Source organism: Cognatiyoonia sp. IB215182 (assembly GCF_033963905.1).
Classification (GTDB): Bacteria; Pseudomonadota; Alphaproteobacteria; order Rhodobacterales; family Rhodobacteraceae; genus Yoonia.
The window spans coordinates 266,374-283,004 of record NZ_JAXBMB010000007.1 but is presented as its reverse complement, the minus strand read 5'-3'; the positions used below and the strand labels follow the sequence as shown (position 1 = coordinate 283,004).

Genomic DNA, 16,631 nt, shown 5'->3' with positions numbered 1-16,631 from the left:
TTTTGTTTATTTGCAGCATACTAGTTAGTTTTTGCGATGCCGCCCCCGGCACTATGTATCTTTCTCATAGATAAACATACCTGAGCCAAATACCTTTGTTTTAAGGGCTGAAAAACTTAGCTGTATAAATAACCCCTTGCCTGCCTCCCGGGAGTTTGCCGCAAAAAAAGGCCCCACTCCTACAATCATTATGTGAAATCAAAGAAGTCAGCGTAAACTAAACCGTTTGCCGTCCGCGAGGTTGCATCCACCATTATGATCTCAGTGCCAACTGATCTGAGGGACTGAATAGCCTGATGCTGATCAGATTTTGAGAGGTAGTTTCCATGCCGATCTGGTGAGAGAAGAACTGCGCGAATCCGTTCGGGCGCAAACCGTTTCGCAAACGCGTCCACGATGTCAGTACCCTTTGCCAGCTTTGAACCGGCCGTCAACTGAAGCGCACCCGCGAAATTCCATCTGCTTGCTCGTAGCACATTGGAACTCATCTTGGCGTCACACTTTTCTAGAAAGTCGTCTTCTGTCTCGTCAGCCTCGTGTGGCGAAGTCAGTCGGACATACAGCCAGCGTTCATTGCTCAACGGATAGGTATCTTTCAGATTAGGTTTACGCGGTATCCTTCCGTTGCTTCCCAACCTTCTGTCGAGAAACAAGCTGCGTAGTTGGGTACTCTTTCCGGTGTCAGGCTCGCCAAGCAAAAATAACGCCCGCTCGATATGACTTCTGCCCATGCTAACCTCTTTAATCCACGCGGTAGACTTAGATCAGACTGCCGCATGGTCGCTGGTTCGTCAAACGCCGGACAACCTAAAGGACTAACCTGCCCCTTGTCATGATCGCCAGAAAAGGAAAACCCCGCCGACGATTGACAAAATGCGGTGGACCGACCTGCTGACTATGTATCAGTCTGTCGGATTCGTTCCGCAGCCAAATTGCCGAGTCTTTTCATGCGGTTCGAGTGCGCTCTCGGTTTTGAAGCTGATAGCTGGGTCTCACTCGGGTGGCAAACCACTCAGGCGGTCATTCTTGCACCCATCCCTTGCGATAGTAATGACGCAGCACGATGGCGCGATTGAACAGGGGGAAGCCGGCCCACAGGCCGCTGGCCGTCAACAAGGACAACAGTGCCCACAGGAACACGCCGTTGAACAGGTAGTGGAATGAGCCGAACAGTAGGCACCACAGCCGGTGCCAGTTTCCTAAGATGGTTTTCGCCTGGTCGTCAAAGGTCCACGTTGCGCGTATCGTCATGTCTGATGTCCTCTTTCGTGTAGTCAACATCAGCTGAATAAGACCATCGGAAAAGGCCATCAGGGTATTTCCCGGCTCGCTAGCCCCCCACTCCATCGATTTTTTGGTACTGCGCGGCCATCGCGAACCGCTGTGTCTCAATGCGCTGCAACGCGGCTCAGACGGTACGGCGAAACCGCTCGAGCGAGAGCCTAAGCTTGGATCACCAACACAAGAGGTCCAACCCATGGTTCATACTATGTTGCAATTTTATTCAGACACGGCTGACAAAAATTTCACTAGAGCCGTCCGTGATATCGCACGCAGGCAAAGCGTACTATTCCACGGAACAAGCCTTGGAAGCTTGATTGCACGGACCAATACGCTGCTCTACCCAACAGTGGGCGATCCAGCCATCAGTTTCACACGCTCACCAGAAACGGCCGTACACTTTGCGACCCTACCAAAGGATTTTGACGATGGGCTACCAACGGTGTTCGTATTCAACCGGCAATCCTTGAGGTCACGGTATCGGGTCGAGCCATACCAGTACCCACCTCCCGAGAACAACAAAGAGGGGAAGTTTGAAATGGAGGAAATAATCTGGCACCGGGATGTTGAGTGTGTGTCGCGGCACCTTGCAGCAATTGTATACTGCGTGGCGGACGATGTGTTCGTAGAGACAGACATTTCTGAGATGAGGCGCTCTTACAAACAGATTGCCGCAGCATGCGCCGAGGCAAACCTTGAATTCAGGTAGGCGCAAAACTCCTTTGAGCACGTTAGCGCAACGCACAGCGCGCCAGCCGGGATTGCGTCGGGATCGCTATGCGCGAGGCACGCCCCGGCACTGCTGGCTCAATACAACGCCGCCGCGTGTGCGTGTGGCTCTACCTGCTGGGGATTTATTGCGGGTCATTCCAAGTTGCACAACGGAAGCTTGCCGTGTTCCTCGACGAAGCGCCAGATCAGCAGCCGTTCGACAAACTTGATGTATGCCACTTGGATATCGAGAGCGTCACTGATCACCTGTGGAGTATGGTAACGAAGCAATAGCTTGGAAACATCCGGCCCAATTTTCCGGTGATAGGTTCTTCCGCCCGAATGCTTCTTGCCTGGATCGCTGGCGGCTTCTGAAAACGTCTTAACACGCTCCCGCAGGCCGGTGCTCTCGCCGATGTAGATGACGTTTTCGATTTTCTCTTGGCTGATGACGTAAACGCCCGGCACGGTAGGCAATTCTGATCGTTGGTCGAAAGGCAATGGGCCGAATAAATGAACCTGCATCTGTGCTCCGATCTGCGAGCGCCCTCGCTGTTGACTGGTGATCGGGGTGTTAGCAATCCGCACGTACACGGACCCTGTGCCTTTAGCCGGGGCCTGTTGTATAACACAGGCACCCCGACCATAGGGTCAAGGTTTCAGCCGGTTACTCGGCCTAGTACGCGAGGGGTTGCTACGCCCCAACGTGACCGCGTCTGCCACGTCGAGGTCAGTGGTAGCAGCAATTCAAGAAAAGCTAAAGATGCAATAGGGTTATCCCTGACAGGCGCGTGGCCCTCGTCTTATCGATCTTCATCAGAACCAAAGGAGGTCAGAAAATGGCTGATATCGTAACGCTCAAAGCACTCTGCGATGAACTCAAGCTCGATCCACGCGAGGCCCGTGAACGCCTGCGCGCCGCCGCCAGCGACGCCAAGGCGAACCCCGAATTGGCGAAGGCAAGGAAACCACGCACCCTGTGGCAGTGGGTGAAGGGATCGAAAGCACTTGCCGAGGCCAAGCTCGTCTTGCAGCCCCCCAAGGCGGGATAGACCGCCACCACAACATGAACAACCAGCAACGGGGGTGCACATCGCGCCCCCGAAGAGTGGTCAGGGCAGCGCGTAGGGCTGGATATCTTAAAGCTAGTGAAAAACTGTGCCAAAGCTGGCGGCGAGCCACAGCCGATGTCAATCAGCAGCCCAGAGCGGACCTTCGTCAGGGCAGGATAGACGAACGCCAAGCGGACGATCGCTATTTCGACGCGGCTTGTCCAATGGTCGTTAATGCTAGGGTTCATCATGCTAAGTTGAATACCTACCTATGGAATAGCCGCCGCCTGTTGGCACGCTCTCGAAACACCAAGGTCGCATGCTCTGATAAAGAGCTCTTTAGCTCTCTCTTGATCAGTTGCGACGCCGAACCCGGACTGGAACAATTCGCCAAGATTGCTACAACCTGGACCGTTCCCCGCATCACATGCTTGTTCATAAAGTTCGGAAGCCCGTTGAAAATCCAACTGCACCCCGTACCCATCAGAGTAGAAGCGTGCCAAGTTAACGCATGCTTCGCTCCTCCCACCGTCACAAGCTAGCTCAAACAATTCGACTGCTTGAGGGTCTGGGGGTCCATCATTCCTAACCAATGCAGTGGCAAGATCATTATACGCAGTCAGAGTTTCTGGATGATCAGAGCCCAGTACCCGAATACTTGTCTCAAGCGAAGCTCTGAGGAGGGTTATTGCTTCTGAGCTCTGCTGTAACTGCGCCAACAACAAGCCCAAGTTTCGTTGAATCAGAATATTGGAAGGATGATCAGTGCCGAGCAATCTTTGTCCCAAAGAAAGGGCTTCGCGATACAAAGCCTCAGCCTCATCCAATCTCCCCATTGATTGATACAGACTCGCTAGCGGAACGATTGAATTCATGAATTCAGGATGCTCAGCGCCATGACGGCCTCGAGTTATTGCAAGGGCTTGCAAATACAACGGCTCTGCTTCTAAGAAGCGCCCCAAAAGCTGATTTGCGGTGGCCAGATTGTTTAGAACGGTAGCGTACTGAACGCTATTCAAACCGTACACCTCCCGCTCATGCAGTGCTACTTGCTCAAAGACATAAATGGCTTGTTCATAGCGCCCAGCTCGAAGAAGGGAGTTCCCCTCCTCCGTCAACAACAAAATGCGCTGTTCGTTTTGCAGTGCTGTGTTTCTTCCCTCAGATTCCTTCAGAAAGCTATCATAGGAGAGGTATCCGAAGACGATCAAAGCAAGGCCAAACGTGGTAACAACACCAAGCAGTATTGAGATACGACGGCCGGAGCTGGAACGCGCCATAGCCTTCAATTCGATCTCTCGCAGCTTCTCTTCTGAAATTCGTTGTGTTGGGTCCTCCATTATTTACCTTCCAACCAATTCAAAATCTTTTCCTCTATTGCCTGTAGCAACCGATCAGGCGGAGGCCCAACTGCTTCAACGTAGTTGTCTTGCCAGTCTTGACCGGTGGCAATCCAGCTCCGCAAGTCCAGCGCGCGCTTCACTAGCGCCCCACCCAGACCCGTAGTCAACGCTCCGGTACCGATTCCGACCATCTGTTTGATGAGTTCCGTTTCGTCATTTCTGAAGTATTGGAAGATTATTGCCACTATCGCAGCCCCGAATATGAAAATTAATATCGACAAGAAAACGCACAGTCTAATCTCTGATCGAAGCGTAGCAACTCGACGCCCAATTGCGCCAAGAATTATGCTCTGGTCGTTTAAGCTATCGGACATCTTTAAGTCGAGAAATCGTTGAATGAGATACACCCATATCTTTAGCGATACTGCGACAACTGTCACCATCGGAGCGACGCGCTAAGACAATTTTTTTCTGGTGCTCCGTAAGTTTAGGTTTTGGGCCAAAACTAGTTCCGCGTGCCTTCGCATTCGCTCGTGGGTCGGCTAGGCCATAAAGATAGCCTACAGTTTGCAACTTTGCGGTGTCCGCTTTCTGCGCATCGTCGCGATTATGAGCGTTGGATGATGCTACAACATTGAAGTGCGGGATGTGGCCAACTCTTCCAAAATCTTCGTCAAGTTGTCCCGATTATCGTATCCCTGCGTCCCGAAGACTGCGTCCGGCTATAGAATGAACCGTCCATGCGCTCTTGATACCCCAGTGATACCCGAGGCCATATTCACAACACCTAAACCACCAGACATTTGGGTCAACCTGTTGATTTATATTGGTAAAAATGGTGCCCGGGGGCGGAATCGAACCACCGACACGAGGATTTTCAATCCACTGCTCTACCCCTGAGCTACCCGGGCACGGGCACCGTTGGTATTCATACCTCTGGTTGGGTAGCAGGCTTTTAGACTTGGTCCGCGGGGGTGTCTAGAGGGAAGTTGGATGAAACCGCCAGCCTAGTGCGGTTTGTCTCTGGCGTCCTCTGGCAACTGGTCTTCAGGCAGGTCAACATCGCTTTGGTCCTGCGACGGGATGGCGTAGCTGCCGTTGAACCACTTGGCCAGATCGACATCTGCGCACCGCTTTGAGCAGAAGGGTCGAAAAGCCTTTTCCGATGATCTGTTGCAGATAGGGCAGGGCATCAGAGGTCCTTGAGCAGGCTGGCTGGCAAGGGCAGGCGCTCGCGTTTGCGTTGCAGCTCAAACAGGCCCATCGGGCTCCATCCGACAAGCGAGGTTTCAATCGGGTCCGCTTTGAAGGCAGCGCGCAAGGACTGTTCCACCTGTCTGCGATGTGCCTTGGAGATCGACACGAAATCGACGACGACCTTTCCTGCCAAACCCCGCAATCGCAGTGCGCGGGGCAAGGCGCGTGCTGCAGCCAGATTTGCCTTCAGCGCAGCGGCGGGGGACATGTCGCCCCCTGTATTCACATCCACGGCGACCAGTGCGCGGGTGGGTTCGACATACATAAAGCCGTCGCCAAGATTGACCTTGGTCTGTTTCAATTCCGCCAACTGGTCCAGCACGCCGCCGCTTTCGAAACCGCCGGGTTGCGTGACAATATCGGATGTCCCATGCCATTCCCGCCAAGCGAGCAAATGTGGCCCGTCCCCTTCGGTAAGCGCGTCCGGTGCGTTGCCCTCAGCCTCTGCCAGAACGGTGTCGGCAAGGCTGGCCATGGCGGTGATGTCATCGGCGATCTCGGCCTCGTCGCCCGTTTCGCAGGAGGAGCGTAGGATCAGCCCGTGATCGCCCTCATAGGTCTCATGCGCCACGGCACGCAGCGTGTCGCGCTTGTCATCGTCGGTGATCTGGCGTGAGACGTTGATTCCCGGCTTGCCCGGCGTAATGATTGCAAAGCGGCTTTTGAGCAGGACACGGTCGGTTACCGGAATAGCCTTGCCGTCTTCCGCATAGCCCGTCACCTGAACAAGCAGGGGCTGACCCGGCCGCAACCCTTTGCCCTGCCGCAGAAAGCCCGTGGCGCCATCGGGCAGACGCATCATCATGCCGCCCTGGCCCTTGATCGGGCGATCACAAATGCCGCGGTAGATCGTGCCGGGACGCGGTCTGTCTTGATGATCGATCAACAGATCATCAAGTTTGCCATCGACCAAGAGCGCGGCCGCCTCAAGACCGTGAATATGATCGAGGATGATCGTGCGTCCTTTCATCTCTCTCTCCCATATACCGGATAACCTGCAGCGGTCAGCAGGCCCGCCGTTTCGGTTAGCGGCAAGCCGACGATGCCGGTGTAGGATCCGTTGATCCACGGCACGAATGCGCCGGCTGGTCCCTGAATGGCGTAACCACCTGCCTTGCCCCGCCAGTCACCGGAAGCGAGATAAGCATCGATCTCGCCCTTGCTAAGCGATTTCAGTGCCACGGTGCTTTGCACATCCTTTTGCCAGATCTGATCGTCGCGTTTGACGGCGACGGCGGTAATGACCTTGTGACGGCGTCCGGACAAGGCATGCAGGAAAGCGCGTGCCTCATCAGTATCGGCAGGTTTTCCCATGATCCTGCGACCAAGGGCGACGGTTGTATCGGCGCAAAGGGCAACCTCACCCGCTGAAATGGGGACAGCGGCGGCCTTTTCCGCGGCGATGCGGTTAACGTAATCGCGCGGTAATTCACCTTTGCGCACGTCTTCATCAATATCGGGTGGGCGTATCTCGGCGGGTGTGATGCTCAATTGGGCCAACAGCTCTCGTCGTCTGGGAGAACTGGAACCGAGGATAAGCCTAAGGGTGTGGTCGGGTGATTGCGTCGTCATATCAGTTAATGCACGCGCTCAGCCAACCGTGCCACGCGCCGTCGTGCAACGGCGGGCGGCCTATTTGAAGCGATAATTGATACGCCCTTTTGTCAGATCGTAAGGCGTCATTTCGACTTGCACCTTGTCGCCTGCCAGAACGCGGATGCGGTTCTTGCGCATCTTACCTGCCGTATGCGCGATGATCTCATGGCCGTTTTCCAGCTCGACCCGAAACGTCGCGTTTGGCAGAAGTTCTTTCACGACACCTGGGAATTCGAGCAGTTCTTCCTTGGCCATGTGGTCTCCTACATTTATCCGCGCAATCCTTTACGCGCCGCTTAAATGAGCCTGTACGCCAAGAATATCAAGGGCAAAGGCGGATTTCTGGTGCAATTCGACGTGACGATCTGGCGTCTTTGAGAGGTTCTCCACGCCTAGTGCGAAAATGCCACGCTGCTTAAGTCTTTGCGGGGCCGAACCGATCGGTCAGGCGCTTTATGATCTGATCGCGCGCTTCGCGGTAAGCGGTCAAGCGTGCCTCACGCGCGTCACCAAGGCCGGTTGGGTCAAGGATCGGCCAGTATTCGACGTCGATATGATAAAACTGTGTGAGGTCGAGTGCACGGCGCTGGCTGGCGGGGGACAGGGCAAGAACGAGATCGAACGACGAAAGATCGTCGCCCCATTCTTCCATCTCGTCGAATGAGCGGGAGCGGTGACGCGACAGTTCCACCCCGATCTCAGCACAAACTGTAATGGCGAAACCGTCAATCTCCAGATCGTTTTTGACGCCTACGGACTGGATATAACACTCTGTTCCATAAAGCTTCTTCATGATCCCTTCGGCCATGGGGGATCTGACGGCGTTGTGGTCGCAACAAAAAAGGACTGATTGCGGAAGCGTCTGATATTTTCCGCCATCCGCCATATCAGCCCCCGAAATGCAGCACGCAGATCAGTGTGAAAAGACGGCGGGCGGTGTCGATATCGACTTCGGCCTTCCCTTCAAGCCGCTCTTGCAGCACGCGCGCGCCCTCATTGTGGATACCTCGGCGCGCCATATCGATCGTCTCGATCTGACTGGGAGGCAGCGTCTTGACCGCGTCGAAATAGCTTTCGCAAATCTGAAAGTAATCTTTCACAACCTGTCGAAACGGTCCCAGGGACAGATGAAACTCGGTCGCGGGCGCATCATCTGCCTGCCGGATGTCAAAGACCAGACGCCGCTCTTTGATCGAAAGGCCGAGCCGGTAGGGGCCTGGCGGGATATCGCGCCCGTCACGCGCGGGCATGGTAAAGCTGTTGTCTTCTAACAGATCAAACATCGCCACCTTCCGCTCCTGATCGATCTCAGGTGTCGGGGGTGGCAGATTGCGGTCGTCAATTTCGATATGAACGATTTTTGTCATGGGTCGCCCCTGTTCAATCGATCAAGGCGCGCGCGCACAGATAATCCATGCGCCTCGAGGCTTTCAGATTGCGCAAGCCGCTCTGCTGCAGGGCCAATCGCGGCCAGTGCCTCTGGCGTCATGCGTGACAGCGTTGTTCTTTTCAGAAAGTCCATCACGGATAGCCCACTCGAAAAACGGGCCGATCTGGCCGTTGGCAAGACATGGTTCGGACCTCCAATGTAGTCGCCGATGGCCTCAGGTGTCCAACCCCCAATGAAGATTGCGCCAGCATGGGTGATCTGGCCGGCAAGCGCTTCCGCATCGCGCGTGCAAATCTCCAGATGTTCGGGCGCGATCCGGTCTGAGAGAGCAACCGCCTCATCCATTGATTGCACCGTGATCACAGCGCCGAAATCGCGCCAGCTGGCACCAGCAATCTCGCGTCTTTCGAGCGTTTCGAGTCGTTCTTCAACGGCCTCTGCGACGGCCTGCCCGAATGCCGCGTTGTCGGTGATCAGAATGGATTGCGCGCTTTCGTCATGTTCCGCCTGACTAAGCAAGTCCAGCGCGATCCAATCGGGGTCATTATCCTGGTCGGCGATGATGAGAATCTCCGACGGGCCCGCGATCATGTCGATCCCCACCTTCCCGAACACACGTCGCTTCGCTGCGGCGACAAAGGCGTTGCCGGGTCCGGTGATCTTGTCCACCGGGGCAATAGTTTCGGTGCCATAGGCCAACGCCGCCACCGCCTGCGCCCCACCGATGCGATAGATTTCGTCAACACCTGCAATCCTTGCCGCAAGCAGGACCAGCGGGTTCGTCTCGCCATCAGGGGTGGGGACGACAATGGCCAAACGCCCCACACCCGCGACTTTGGCAGGGATCGCATTCATCAGCACTGAGGAAGGGTAAGAGGCGAGCCCGCCGGGGACATAAAGGCCCGCCGCTGACACCGGCGTCCAGCGCCAGCCCAGTTCCGCCCCCGTCTCATCCATCCACATCGCATCGTTGGGCATCTGGCGCGCGTGATAGGCGCGGATCCGTTCGGCGGCGAGTTCCAGCGCGGTTCGGTCTTCATCAGAAACCTTGGCGCATTCTGCATCTATCTGGGACTGCGAAAACCGCATGGTTTCTGACGTCAGATCAAGCCTGTCGAACTTTGCCGTTAGTTCCAGCACCGCCGCATCACCACGGGCCCGCACATCGGCAATGATCTCGGCCACGATATGATCGACATCGGGGCTATCCTCGCGCTTTGCGCCCAACAGAGCACCAAAACGGGCCCCGAAATCCGGATCGGTCGTGGACAGGAATTGCGGCATCGGGATCTCCTTCGACGCCACGACATAGTTGGCGCACGACAATGCATCAATACACTCAAATGAGCTGTGGCAGACTTTCAATGGGTGAGGGGGCGAAGAACGGGACCATCCCCAGTCAGGATTACTTCGTTGTTCTCCAATTCCTCTTTAAATACGCGTACCAACTCCTCAATACCGGCTTCCTCACCATCTTCCCAAGCATCTACATAAATGGCCGTGAGCCGTGTACGAAGCAGATCGTCATGCAAGGCTCTAAGATCAGCTGAGATTTGATTGCGGCGTTTCTTTTGTGATGCGTTTAGTCCGCGCGCTGCACCCCACGCATACCACCAACCCATCTGATTGATGAGCTGATTGACGCAAAAGGGATCGTTGTTTCTCAATGACAGAAAATCATGTGCACCTTGCGCAAAACGCGTTGTGTCCATCGACAGAACATGAGGATCCCACGCATCAAGTACCGTGCGATACATGGTGAAATAGGCCGCCTCTCCCGTTACATCGTGCGTGTTGGCCGCTGCCTGTGATGCAGCAATCTGCAGATCGTGATCCGATCCAAACCAACGTGGCAACATCATCAGTGCGTGTTGCCTATGCGGTGTTTGGTTCTGCCGGTCCAGCTGGCTCCATTCGTGATAGAATTCGTAAACATATTTTTCCGCTCTGGGCATAAATGCCAACAGTTGATGGCGTGCTGCTGCGAGCAAGGGCGCATCGTCCCTGGCTGGGTCGTAGCGCTGCAGCAGCAGATCAGCTTGGCCAAAGCGTTCAGCCATCCCGAACCATCCATCATCGGACACGTAGTTTGCATAGTCTGACCCGCGATGAGTCCATCCTTGAAAACATCGCATGCGTGCAGCGATCACAGTCAATGGATAGCTTTGCGCATGTTGTGCGGCCTCCTGCTCATATCGGCTGACCAAAGCATCCTCAAAGAACAGGATATCATCCGGATGACAATCGTGGCCCTCGGTTCTGTATTCCGCCGTAGTATCCAAGAGGGTATCTATCGCCGTTTCTGCAAGACTAACATTCGCGTCACATCTGGCGCGCGATTGATCGAGGTTTTTGATCCAATCTGACAGTTCAAGCAGGTTATCAGCTTTGACCAAATCCGTCACGCGCGCCATCACTTCAGCATGCTGATCGAGCGATGGCGTCGATGTGACGACATCCGCTTTGATCCGCTCTTTCTGAGCAGAAGAACCGAAAGCGCGTTCGCCAGCATCAAAGACTTCATTACAGTATTTTCCGCGCGACAATAAGTTGATGACATACATTATCAGCACAATTGGCAGCGCAATCGGCATAATGAGCGCTGAGAGAATTCTTTCGGTCTTAGTCATTTCGACATTGCTATGTGGTTGCTACCTGCAAACAAGTCTACAGCTTTGGCGCAAGCACGCTATCCAAATATGTCTCGCACGGATACCCCAAGCGAGGAGGTCCAACAAGCTTCCCTACGTTAGCAGGGCGACGCTGAGCGGTCATTCTGGATGGGATGGTGCCTTGCCCGATGGGGCGGCATACGGCCGCGTGACGTCACGCAAAACGACCTCTAGTGCCTCTACATCCAGCGCGATCACCCCATCACCGGCAAGCGTCAATTCTACGCGGCCGGTGCCGTCTTCGTCCGGCGTGTAAGCGATTGAAAGCAGTGAAAACACCAGGTCAGGGTCAGACTTGTCGACGCCCTGCGATTGCACACGCAGCACATCCTCAAAGGCCAGTACCGCCTGCACACGTTCAAACGGGCGCTTGCGCGCTTGGGCCCTTGGCGCATCCTCCCAACGGAATCTGTTGAGCAGGATGGCAAAGCGCCGCGCTTTGCTGTCCCAGCGCATTTCACTGGCGGGAAAGACGGCGTCCTGCACAAGGCTGGCGATCACCGACAGGTCTTCGCCATCCAGCGCCTTCAACCGCAAGGGCGCTTCGCGACCATCTTCAAACGTTGCGTCTTCACTCATCCCGTCACGCGTTCAATTTGTGCCCCAACGGCGCCCAGCTTTTCCTCAACATGTTCATAACCGCGATCCAGATGATAGACGCGGCTGACGATCGTTTCACCCTCGGCGGCGAGACCGGCAAGGATTAGCGACACCGACGCGCGCAAGTCCGTCGCCATCACGGGGGCGCCCTTCAGCCTGTCGACGCCATGCACCGTCGCCGTACCACCATGAACCTCGATCTGCGCACCCATGCGCACGAGTTCCGGCGCATGCATGAACCGGTTTTCAAAGATCTTCTCTTCGAGGACGGACGTACCCTCGGCCGTGCACAACATCGCCATCATCTGGGCTTGCAAGTCGGTCGGGAAGCCGGGGAAAACCTCTGTTGTGACGTCCACGGCCTTCGCACGCCCATTCGCACGGCTGACCTTCAGCCCCGCCTGAGTCTCGGTCACCGATACGCCTGCAGCATCCAGTTTCTCAACAAAAGAGCCCACCAGATCCAGACGACCACCGAGGCATTCAACCTCGCCACCGGCAAAGACAGGGGCAAGCATGTAAGTCCCCAACTCAATCCGGTCAGTCACAACCGCATGGCTTGCCGCACCCAACCTGTCGACGCCCTCGACCGTGATCGTGCTGGTACCTTCGCCTTCGATCTGCGCCCCCATGGCCCGAAGGCATTTCACCAGATCGACAATCTCGGGCTCGCGCGCCGCATTCTCGATCACTGTCGTCCCTTTGGCGAGTGTCGCTGCCATCAGCACGTTTTCCGTGGCACCAACCGAGGCAAAGCGCAGCGCGACCTTGGCCCCTTTCAACCCACCTTTGGCAACGGCATGCAGATAGCCGTCCTTCAGCTCAATCTCGGCCCCCAAAGCCTCAAGTGCTGTGACATGGATATCCATAGGCCGCGCGCCAATCGCACAACCACCGGGCAACGAAACAACGGCCTGATGATGACGGGCCAGCAGCGGCCCCAGCACAAGGTTCGAGGCGCGCATCTTGCGCACGATATCGTAGTCAGCAGTCGTTGAGGTTAAAGCATGCGATGACAGCACCTGGACATTGCCGTCCTTCATGGCCGTGACCTCGACACCAAGGGATTGCAAGAGCGCGGTCATCGTCTTGATATCCGACAATCGCGGCGCATTGGTCAGCGTCAGCGGCTCTTCGGAGAGCAGTGTCGCCGGCATCAATGTCAGCGCTGCATTCTTTGCGCCCGCAATCTGTATCTGTCCGCTGAGCGGTTGACCGCCCTTAACGACAATGGAATCCATACCTGCCTAGTCTTTCTCTTTTGTTGTTTTGTCGGCCCTTGCACGGGCTTGCGCCTTTCTTTTTGCCATGTTTGCTTTCAGCGCGGCTTTCAACCTGTCTTCACGGGTCGCGGGCGCGCTGCTTTTGGCGTTGGGCGTTGACTTATTGCTCATGACCATGCTGTTACCAACTTGGTCAAAAAGGGTCCAGTCAGGGCTTGCGCCAATAGGCGATTGGGTCTAATTCACCGGCCACGGTAAGCTGCTGTAGCTCAGTGGTAGAGCGCACCCTTGGTAAGGGTGAGGTCGGGAGTTCAATCCTCCCCAGCAGCACCAGATGGACTCCGCCCAAAGTGATAGAACGTCATACCGCTTATTCGGCGGCGACTGCCTTCATGGCGTTTTGGGCTGGCACCTTGGTGTCTGGGGCCAGGACCAGCACATTCCGCTTCCGCCGGTAGAGAAGCGTGAATGCTGCCGGTGTGAAGAAGAATGAGATCACTGCTGAGAACATCACCCCGCCTGCGATTGCGACCGCAAAGGGGGGCCAGAAGCCGCCTCCGGCGAGGATCAAGGGTAGGAATCCTCCGAATGTCGTGATCGTGGTCGATGTGATGTGGCGGCTTGACCCTGTGACAACATCCGCGATCGCTTTGATGTCACCGGCTGCCGCATCCGGATTGGCCTTCAGCCCGGTCAGGATGATGATGGCCGCGTTGATGGAAACCCCTATGGAGCCGATCACCCCGATAATGGCATTGATGCCAAAGGGATATTGCAAGAGCGCGAGCGACAGCATCGATAGCCCCGCTGACAGAACGCAGACCACCAGGGCAATTGCGGTCAGGCGGAAAGAGTTGAATGTCAGCACAATTGTCGCAATCGTCAGGGTCACGATTAGCCCAACCGATGCCAAAAGGTTGCCAACTGTGCTGGAGCGCGCGTCGCTGTCACCGCCGAGTTCAATCCGGTAGCCACGTGGCACCTCAAAGCCCCTGTCATCAAGGGCCGCGAGCGCCATTTGCAACGCCTCTTCCGGCAGGACACCCGGTACGATGAAGGCCTGCACGGTGTTGATCCGCTCGCCATTGCGGCGGGTGATCACGCTTTCGGCAGGCTCAAGCACGGGATTTGCCAGTTCGGACAGGGGTACGATGGGCAGCGTCCCTGAGCCAGAGAGTGTACCGCCATTTGGCAGGATAATGGGCAGATCGCTGATTTCCTGCACGTCAGCGCGCAGATCGCTGCCGAAACGCACGCGGACCGGTAACTGATCGGTCCCTTCAACAAGACTACCGCCCGTAACACCCACCAAACCGGCCTCGAGTTGGGATGCCACATCGGTCAGGTTCAGACCCAACAGCCGCACCGCATTTTCGTCAATCTCATAGCGCAGCTGCGGTGCACCGCCCACAACCCCCGCGCGCACCTGTGTGATCAAAGGCAAGTCCGCGAGGATCGCGCGCGCCTCGTCGCCGAGGCTGCGCAGGACATCAAGGTCGGGCCCGACGAGGCGTACCTCAATCGGGGCTGCCACGGGCGGGCCCTGTACCAGATCGCGGACAATGATGCGCGCTGCGGGGTAGGTGGCCTCAAGCCTGCGCTGCAATGCTGGAACCAAACGTGCGGCGTCTGGTGCCGTGTCGGTCTTGACCATGGCTTGCGCATAGGCAGGCTCGGACGCGCGGCCGCCGGTGATGTTGTAATAGAAGGCCGGGCCCGATTGTCCGATGGACCAGTAGACGCGGTCGATCCCGGCAGTTTCGGCGAGAATCGTGTCAACCTCGGTCGCAATGGCGGCTGTTTCGGTGATGGATGTGCCGGGTGGCATGTCCATTTCGATGTAGAACTGATCACGCTCGACGCCGGGGAAGAATTGTGCGGTCAAAGTGGGGAATGCGGCGAAACCGAGCACCGGCAGGATTAGCGCTATGGCCATCGATCGCACCGGATTACGCACGGACAATCCGATCAGCCCATGAAATGCCCTGCCCAAGCGGGGCATCTGAATGCCGCCAGCGCGTCCGCTGCTGAGAAAGCGACCGGCAAGCGCGGGCGTGACCGTTAGCGCGATGAACAGCGACCAGATCAGCATCAGCACCACGGCAATGGCGATGGAGCCCACAAAGTCGCCCGCGGGGCCGGGCAAAAGGATCATCGGAGTGAAAGACAGGGCAGTTGTCACTGTGGATGCAAGCAGAGGTGCGGCCAGACGCGCGGTTGCGTCGCCGACGGCATCGATGCGTGCCATCCCCTTGGCTAAGCGTTGGCGTACCTCGTCGACCATGACGATGGCCGCATCGACCAAGAGGCCCAGGGCCACGATCAGGCCCGTCACGGACATTTGATGGATGGGCAAGCCAATGAAATTCATGCTGGCCAGCGTGGCGAGTGACACGACCGGCAGGACCAGCGCCACAATCGCGGCCGCCCGCACGCCCAATGTGATGAACAGGACCGCCACAACAAGGCTCACACCGATCGCCATGTTGGTGCCGACTTCGGCGAGCCGGTCTGCGGTGTAGGTGCTTTGATCGAACATCAAAGTCTCGGAGAGGCCCACCGGGATCTGCTCCGCGCCAGCAGCGAGTTCCTCGCGCACAAACGTCATCCAACGGTCAATCTGGACGCCATCCTGAGCCAGAACACCCACCAGAATGGCAGGTCGGCCATTTGCAATGGCCAATTCCGATGCCGGTTGCCGGTGGCCGCGCGTCACCGTCGCGATATCCGCCAAAGTCACCGTTGCACCCTGCGCATTCTGGCGAAGCACAACTTCGCTCAGACGATCCAGCGCCTCAATCGCACCAGAGATGTTGATGGTCAGGTCCACATCACTGCTTTGCAGCCGCCCCGCTTGCACTTTGCCATCTGCCGCCGTGATCAGACGCGAGATGTCTTGTGCTGTCAGCCCCAGGGCGGCGGCGGCTTGAGCGTCGACGGTTACCAGCACCTCATCCTCTGTCTCGCCAAAAAGGTCGACGGCGCGTGTCGAAGGGATGGCGCGCAAACGGTCGGCCAATGCGTCGGCATGGGCCTGCACAATTGTCATTGGCACCGTGTCGTGGTCAGCGGTGACCGCGATGACGCCTGAATAGGCCGAGATTCCTTCGGCATCGAAGTCAGGCGTCTGCACACCGGCGGGGAAGGTGCGACGCGCTGCCTCAACCGCGTCGCGCGCTTCTGACCAGACCTGCTCGATGGTTGCGTCATCCAGTGTTTCCAAAAGCTCAATTGAGACCACCGAAACGCCCGACCGCGAGACTGAGGTGATCACATCGACCTCTGGAATGGTGCGGAGTTCCTCTTCAATCTCGGCGGTCACCAGTGTTTCAACACGCGCGGGGTCAGCGCCCGGGAACTGCGTCGTCACCGTGGCAAAAAGGTTGGTAATTGTCGGGTCTTCCTGGCGACCAAGCGAGAGAAAAGAGGATAGCCCGGCGGAAATGAGAACCAGCAGGATCAGCGCCACAAGGCGTGGCTGGCGGAATGTGAGCGTGCGCATCGGA

17 protein-coding genes and 2 tRNA genes are annotated in these 16,631 nt (G+C 56.6%); 2 read left to right on the top strand and 17 right to left on the bottom strand.

All coding sequences use genetic code 11. The annotated features are described in order from the left end of the window. Positions 1-188: 188 nt before the first annotated feature. From SLH47_RS16425 to SLH47_RS16415, 3 genes are all read right to left on the bottom strand, one after another. Entirely contained in the window at positions 189-731 is a 543-nt protein-coding gene (locus SLH47_RS16425; protein ID WP_320240829.1) for a hypothetical protein, read from the bottom strand. A gap of 289 nt (positions 732-1,020) precedes the next feature. Further along, positions 1,021-1,251 carry a hypothetical protein gene (locus SLH47_RS16420; RefSeq protein ID WP_320240827.1) on the bottom strand — a complete coding sequence of 77 codons (231 nt, stop codon included), beginning with the start codon at positions 1,249-1,251 and terminating at the stop codon, positions 1,021-1,023. An 894-nt stretch (positions 1,252-2,145) separates the two neighbouring features. Beyond that, entirely contained in the window at positions 2,146-2,586 is a 441-nt protein-coding gene (locus SLH47_RS16415; RefSeq protein WP_320240825.1) for a hypothetical protein, read from the bottom strand. A 245-nt stretch (positions 2,587-2,831) separates the two neighbouring features. On the opposite strand from SLH47_RS16415, the gene SLH47_RS16410 reads away from it, so the two are divergent. Then, positions 2,832-3,044, top strand: a complete 213-nt coding sequence (locus tag SLH47_RS16410; RefSeq protein WP_320240823.1) for a hypothetical protein — start codon at positions 2,832-2,834, stop codon at positions 3,042-3,044. A gap of 269 nt (positions 3,045-3,313) precedes the next feature. Here SLH47_RS16410 and SLH47_RS16405 read toward each other — a convergent pair whose 3' ends face one another. The 13 genes from SLH47_RS16405 to murA all read right to left on the bottom strand — a co-directional run bounded on the left by SLH47_RS16405 (position 3,314) and on the right by murA (position 13,143). Beyond that, a complete protein-coding gene (locus tag SLH47_RS16405) occupies positions 3,314-4,384 on the bottom strand; it encodes a tetratricopeptide/SEL1-like repeat protein (RefSeq protein ID WP_320240821.1) in 1,071 nt (356 codons plus the stop codon). Continuing rightward, positions 4,384-4,632, bottom strand: coding sequence for a hypothetical protein (locus SLH47_RS16400; protein WP_320240820.1), 249 nt, complete (start codon positions 4,630-4,632; stop codon positions 4,384-4,386). Before SLH47_RS16400 ends, SLH47_RS16405 begins: the two co-directional genes overlap by 1 nt. Before the next feature lie 591 nt (positions 4,633-5,223). Continuing rightward, positions 5,224-5,298 (bottom strand) — tRNA-Phe (locus SLH47_RS16390). A gap of 96 nt (positions 5,299-5,394) precedes the next feature. Beyond that, positions 5,395-5,580, bottom strand: a complete 186-nt coding sequence (locus SLH47_RS16385; RefSeq protein WP_320240816.1) for a DNA gyrase inhibitor YacG — start codon at positions 5,578-5,580, stop codon at positions 5,395-5,397. Then, complete coding sequence (locus SLH47_RS16380) at positions 5,580-6,614, bottom strand: ribonuclease E/G (protein WP_320240814.1); 1,035 nt, start codon at positions 6,612-6,614, stop codon at positions 5,580-5,582. The genes SLH47_RS16385 and SLH47_RS16380 overlap by 1 nt, the downstream gene beginning before the upstream one ends. Beyond that, positions 6,611-7,216, bottom strand: coding sequence for a nucleoside triphosphate pyrophosphatase (locus tag SLH47_RS16375; RefSeq protein WP_320240812.1), 606 nt, complete (start codon positions 7,214-7,216; stop codon positions 6,611-6,613). The genes SLH47_RS16380 and SLH47_RS16375 overlap by 4 nt, the downstream gene beginning before the upstream one ends. Positions 7,217-7,276: 60 nt before the next feature. Beyond that, positions 7,277-7,495, bottom strand: coding sequence for a translation initiation factor IF-1 (infA, locus tag SLH47_RS16370; protein WP_007205486.1), 219 nt, complete (start codon positions 7,493-7,495; stop codon positions 7,277-7,279). Positions 7,496-7,655: 160 nt separating this feature from the next. Continuing rightward, a complete protein-coding gene (locus tag SLH47_RS16365; protein WP_320240793.1) occupies positions 7,656-8,126 on the bottom strand; it encodes a low molecular weight phosphatase family protein in 471 nt (156 codons plus the stop codon). Between the two features lies 1 nt (position 8,127). Beyond that, complete coding sequence (locus SLH47_RS16360; protein ID WP_320240791.1) at positions 8,128-8,607, bottom strand: UPF0262 family protein; 480 nt, start codon at positions 8,605-8,607, stop codon at positions 8,128-8,130. Then, a complete protein-coding gene (hisD, locus tag SLH47_RS16355; RefSeq protein ID WP_320240788.1) occupies positions 8,604-9,914 on the bottom strand; it encodes a histidinol dehydrogenase in 1,311 nt (436 codons plus the stop codon). Before hisD ends, SLH47_RS16360 begins: the two co-directional genes overlap by 4 nt. A gap of 77 nt (positions 9,915-9,991) precedes the next feature. After that, positions 9,992-11,260 (bottom strand): hypothetical protein, encoded by a 1,269-nt coding sequence (locus tag SLH47_RS16350; RefSeq protein ID WP_320240787.1) that lies wholly within the window; start codon positions 11,258-11,260, stop codon positions 9,992-9,994. A 141-nt stretch (positions 11,261-11,401) separates the two neighbouring features. After that, positions 11,402-11,881, bottom strand: coding sequence for a DUF2948 family protein (locus SLH47_RS16345; RefSeq protein ID WP_320240785.1), 480 nt, complete (start codon positions 11,879-11,881; stop codon positions 11,402-11,404). Continuing rightward, positions 11,878-13,143 carry a UDP-N-acetylglucosamine 1-carboxyvinyltransferase gene (murA, locus tag SLH47_RS16340; RefSeq protein WP_320240783.1) on the bottom strand — a complete coding sequence of 422 codons (1,266 nt, stop codon included), beginning with the start codon at positions 13,141-13,143 and terminating at the stop codon, positions 11,878-11,880. The genes SLH47_RS16345 and murA overlap by 4 nt, the downstream gene beginning before the upstream one ends. 240 nt (positions 13,144-13,383) lie before the next feature. Here murA and SLH47_RS16335 point away from each other — a divergent pair. Then, positions 13,384-13,458, top strand: a tRNA-Thr gene (locus SLH47_RS16335). A 37-nt stretch (positions 13,459-13,495) separates the two neighbouring features. On the opposite strand, the gene SLH47_RS16330 is transcribed toward SLH47_RS16335, so the two are convergent. Then, positions 13,496-16,627, bottom strand: coding sequence for an efflux RND transporter permease subunit (locus SLH47_RS16330; protein ID WP_320240781.1), 3,132 nt, complete (start codon positions 16,625-16,627; stop codon positions 13,496-13,498). Positions 16,628-16,631: the final 4 nt, after the last annotated feature.

Excerpts from the sequence above, each read along its gene's own strand:
- SLH47_RS16425 (WP_320240829.1), bottom strand. The coding sequence starts at position 731 with ATGGGCAGAAGTCATATCGAGCGGGCGTTATTTTTGCTTGGCGAGCCT.
- SLH47_RS16420 (WP_320240827.1), bottom strand. The coding sequence starts at position 1,251 with ATGACGATACGCGCAACGTGGACCTTTGACGACCAGGCGAAAACCATC.
- SLH47_RS16410 (WP_320240823.1), top strand. The coding sequence starts at position 2,832 with ATGGCTGATATCGTAACGCTCAAAGCACTCTGCGATGAACTCAAGCTC.
- SLH47_RS16405 (WP_320240821.1), bottom strand. The coding sequence starts at position 4,384 with ATGGAGGACCCAACACAACGAATTTCAGAAGAGAAGCTGCGAGAGATC.
- SLH47_RS16385 (WP_320240816.1), bottom strand. The coding sequence starts at position 5,580 with ATGCCCTGCCCTATCTGCAACAGATCATCGGAAAAGGCTTTTCGACCC.
- SLH47_RS16380 (WP_320240814.1), bottom strand. The coding sequence starts at position 6,614 with ATGAAAGGACGCACGATCATCCTCGATCATATTCACGGTCTTGAGGCG.
- SLH47_RS16375 (WP_320240812.1), bottom strand. The coding sequence starts at position 7,216 with ATGACGACGCAATCACCCGACCACACCCTTAGGCTTATCCTCGGTTCC.
- infA (WP_007205486.1), bottom strand. The coding sequence starts at position 7,495 with ATGGCCAAGGAAGAACTGCTCGAATTCCCAGGTGTCGTGAAAGAACTT.
- SLH47_RS16365 (WP_320240793.1), bottom strand. The coding sequence starts at position 8,126 with ATGGCGGATGGCGGAAAATATCAGACGCTTCCGCAATCAGTCCTTTTT.
- SLH47_RS16360 (WP_320240791.1), bottom strand. The coding sequence starts at position 8,607 with ATGACAAAAATCGTTCATATCGAAATTGACGACCGCAATCTGCCACCC.
- hisD (WP_320240788.1), bottom strand. The coding sequence starts at position 9,914 with ATGCCGCAATTCCTGTCCACGACCGATCCGGATTTCGGGGCCCGTTTT.
- SLH47_RS16350 (WP_320240787.1), bottom strand. The coding sequence starts at position 11,260 with ATGACTAAGACCGAAAGAATTCTCTCAGCGCTCATTATGCCGATTGCG.
- SLH47_RS16345 (WP_320240785.1), bottom strand. The coding sequence starts at position 11,881 with ATGAGTGAAGACGCAACGTTTGAAGATGGTCGCGAAGCGCCCTTGCGG.
- murA (WP_320240783.1), bottom strand. The coding sequence starts at position 13,143 with ATGGATTCCATTGTCGTTAAGGGCGGTCAACCGCTCAGCGGACAGATA.
- SLH47_RS16330 (WP_320240781.1), bottom strand. The coding sequence starts at position 16,627 with ATGCGCACGCTCACATTCCGCCAGCCACGCCTTGTGGCGCTGATCCTG.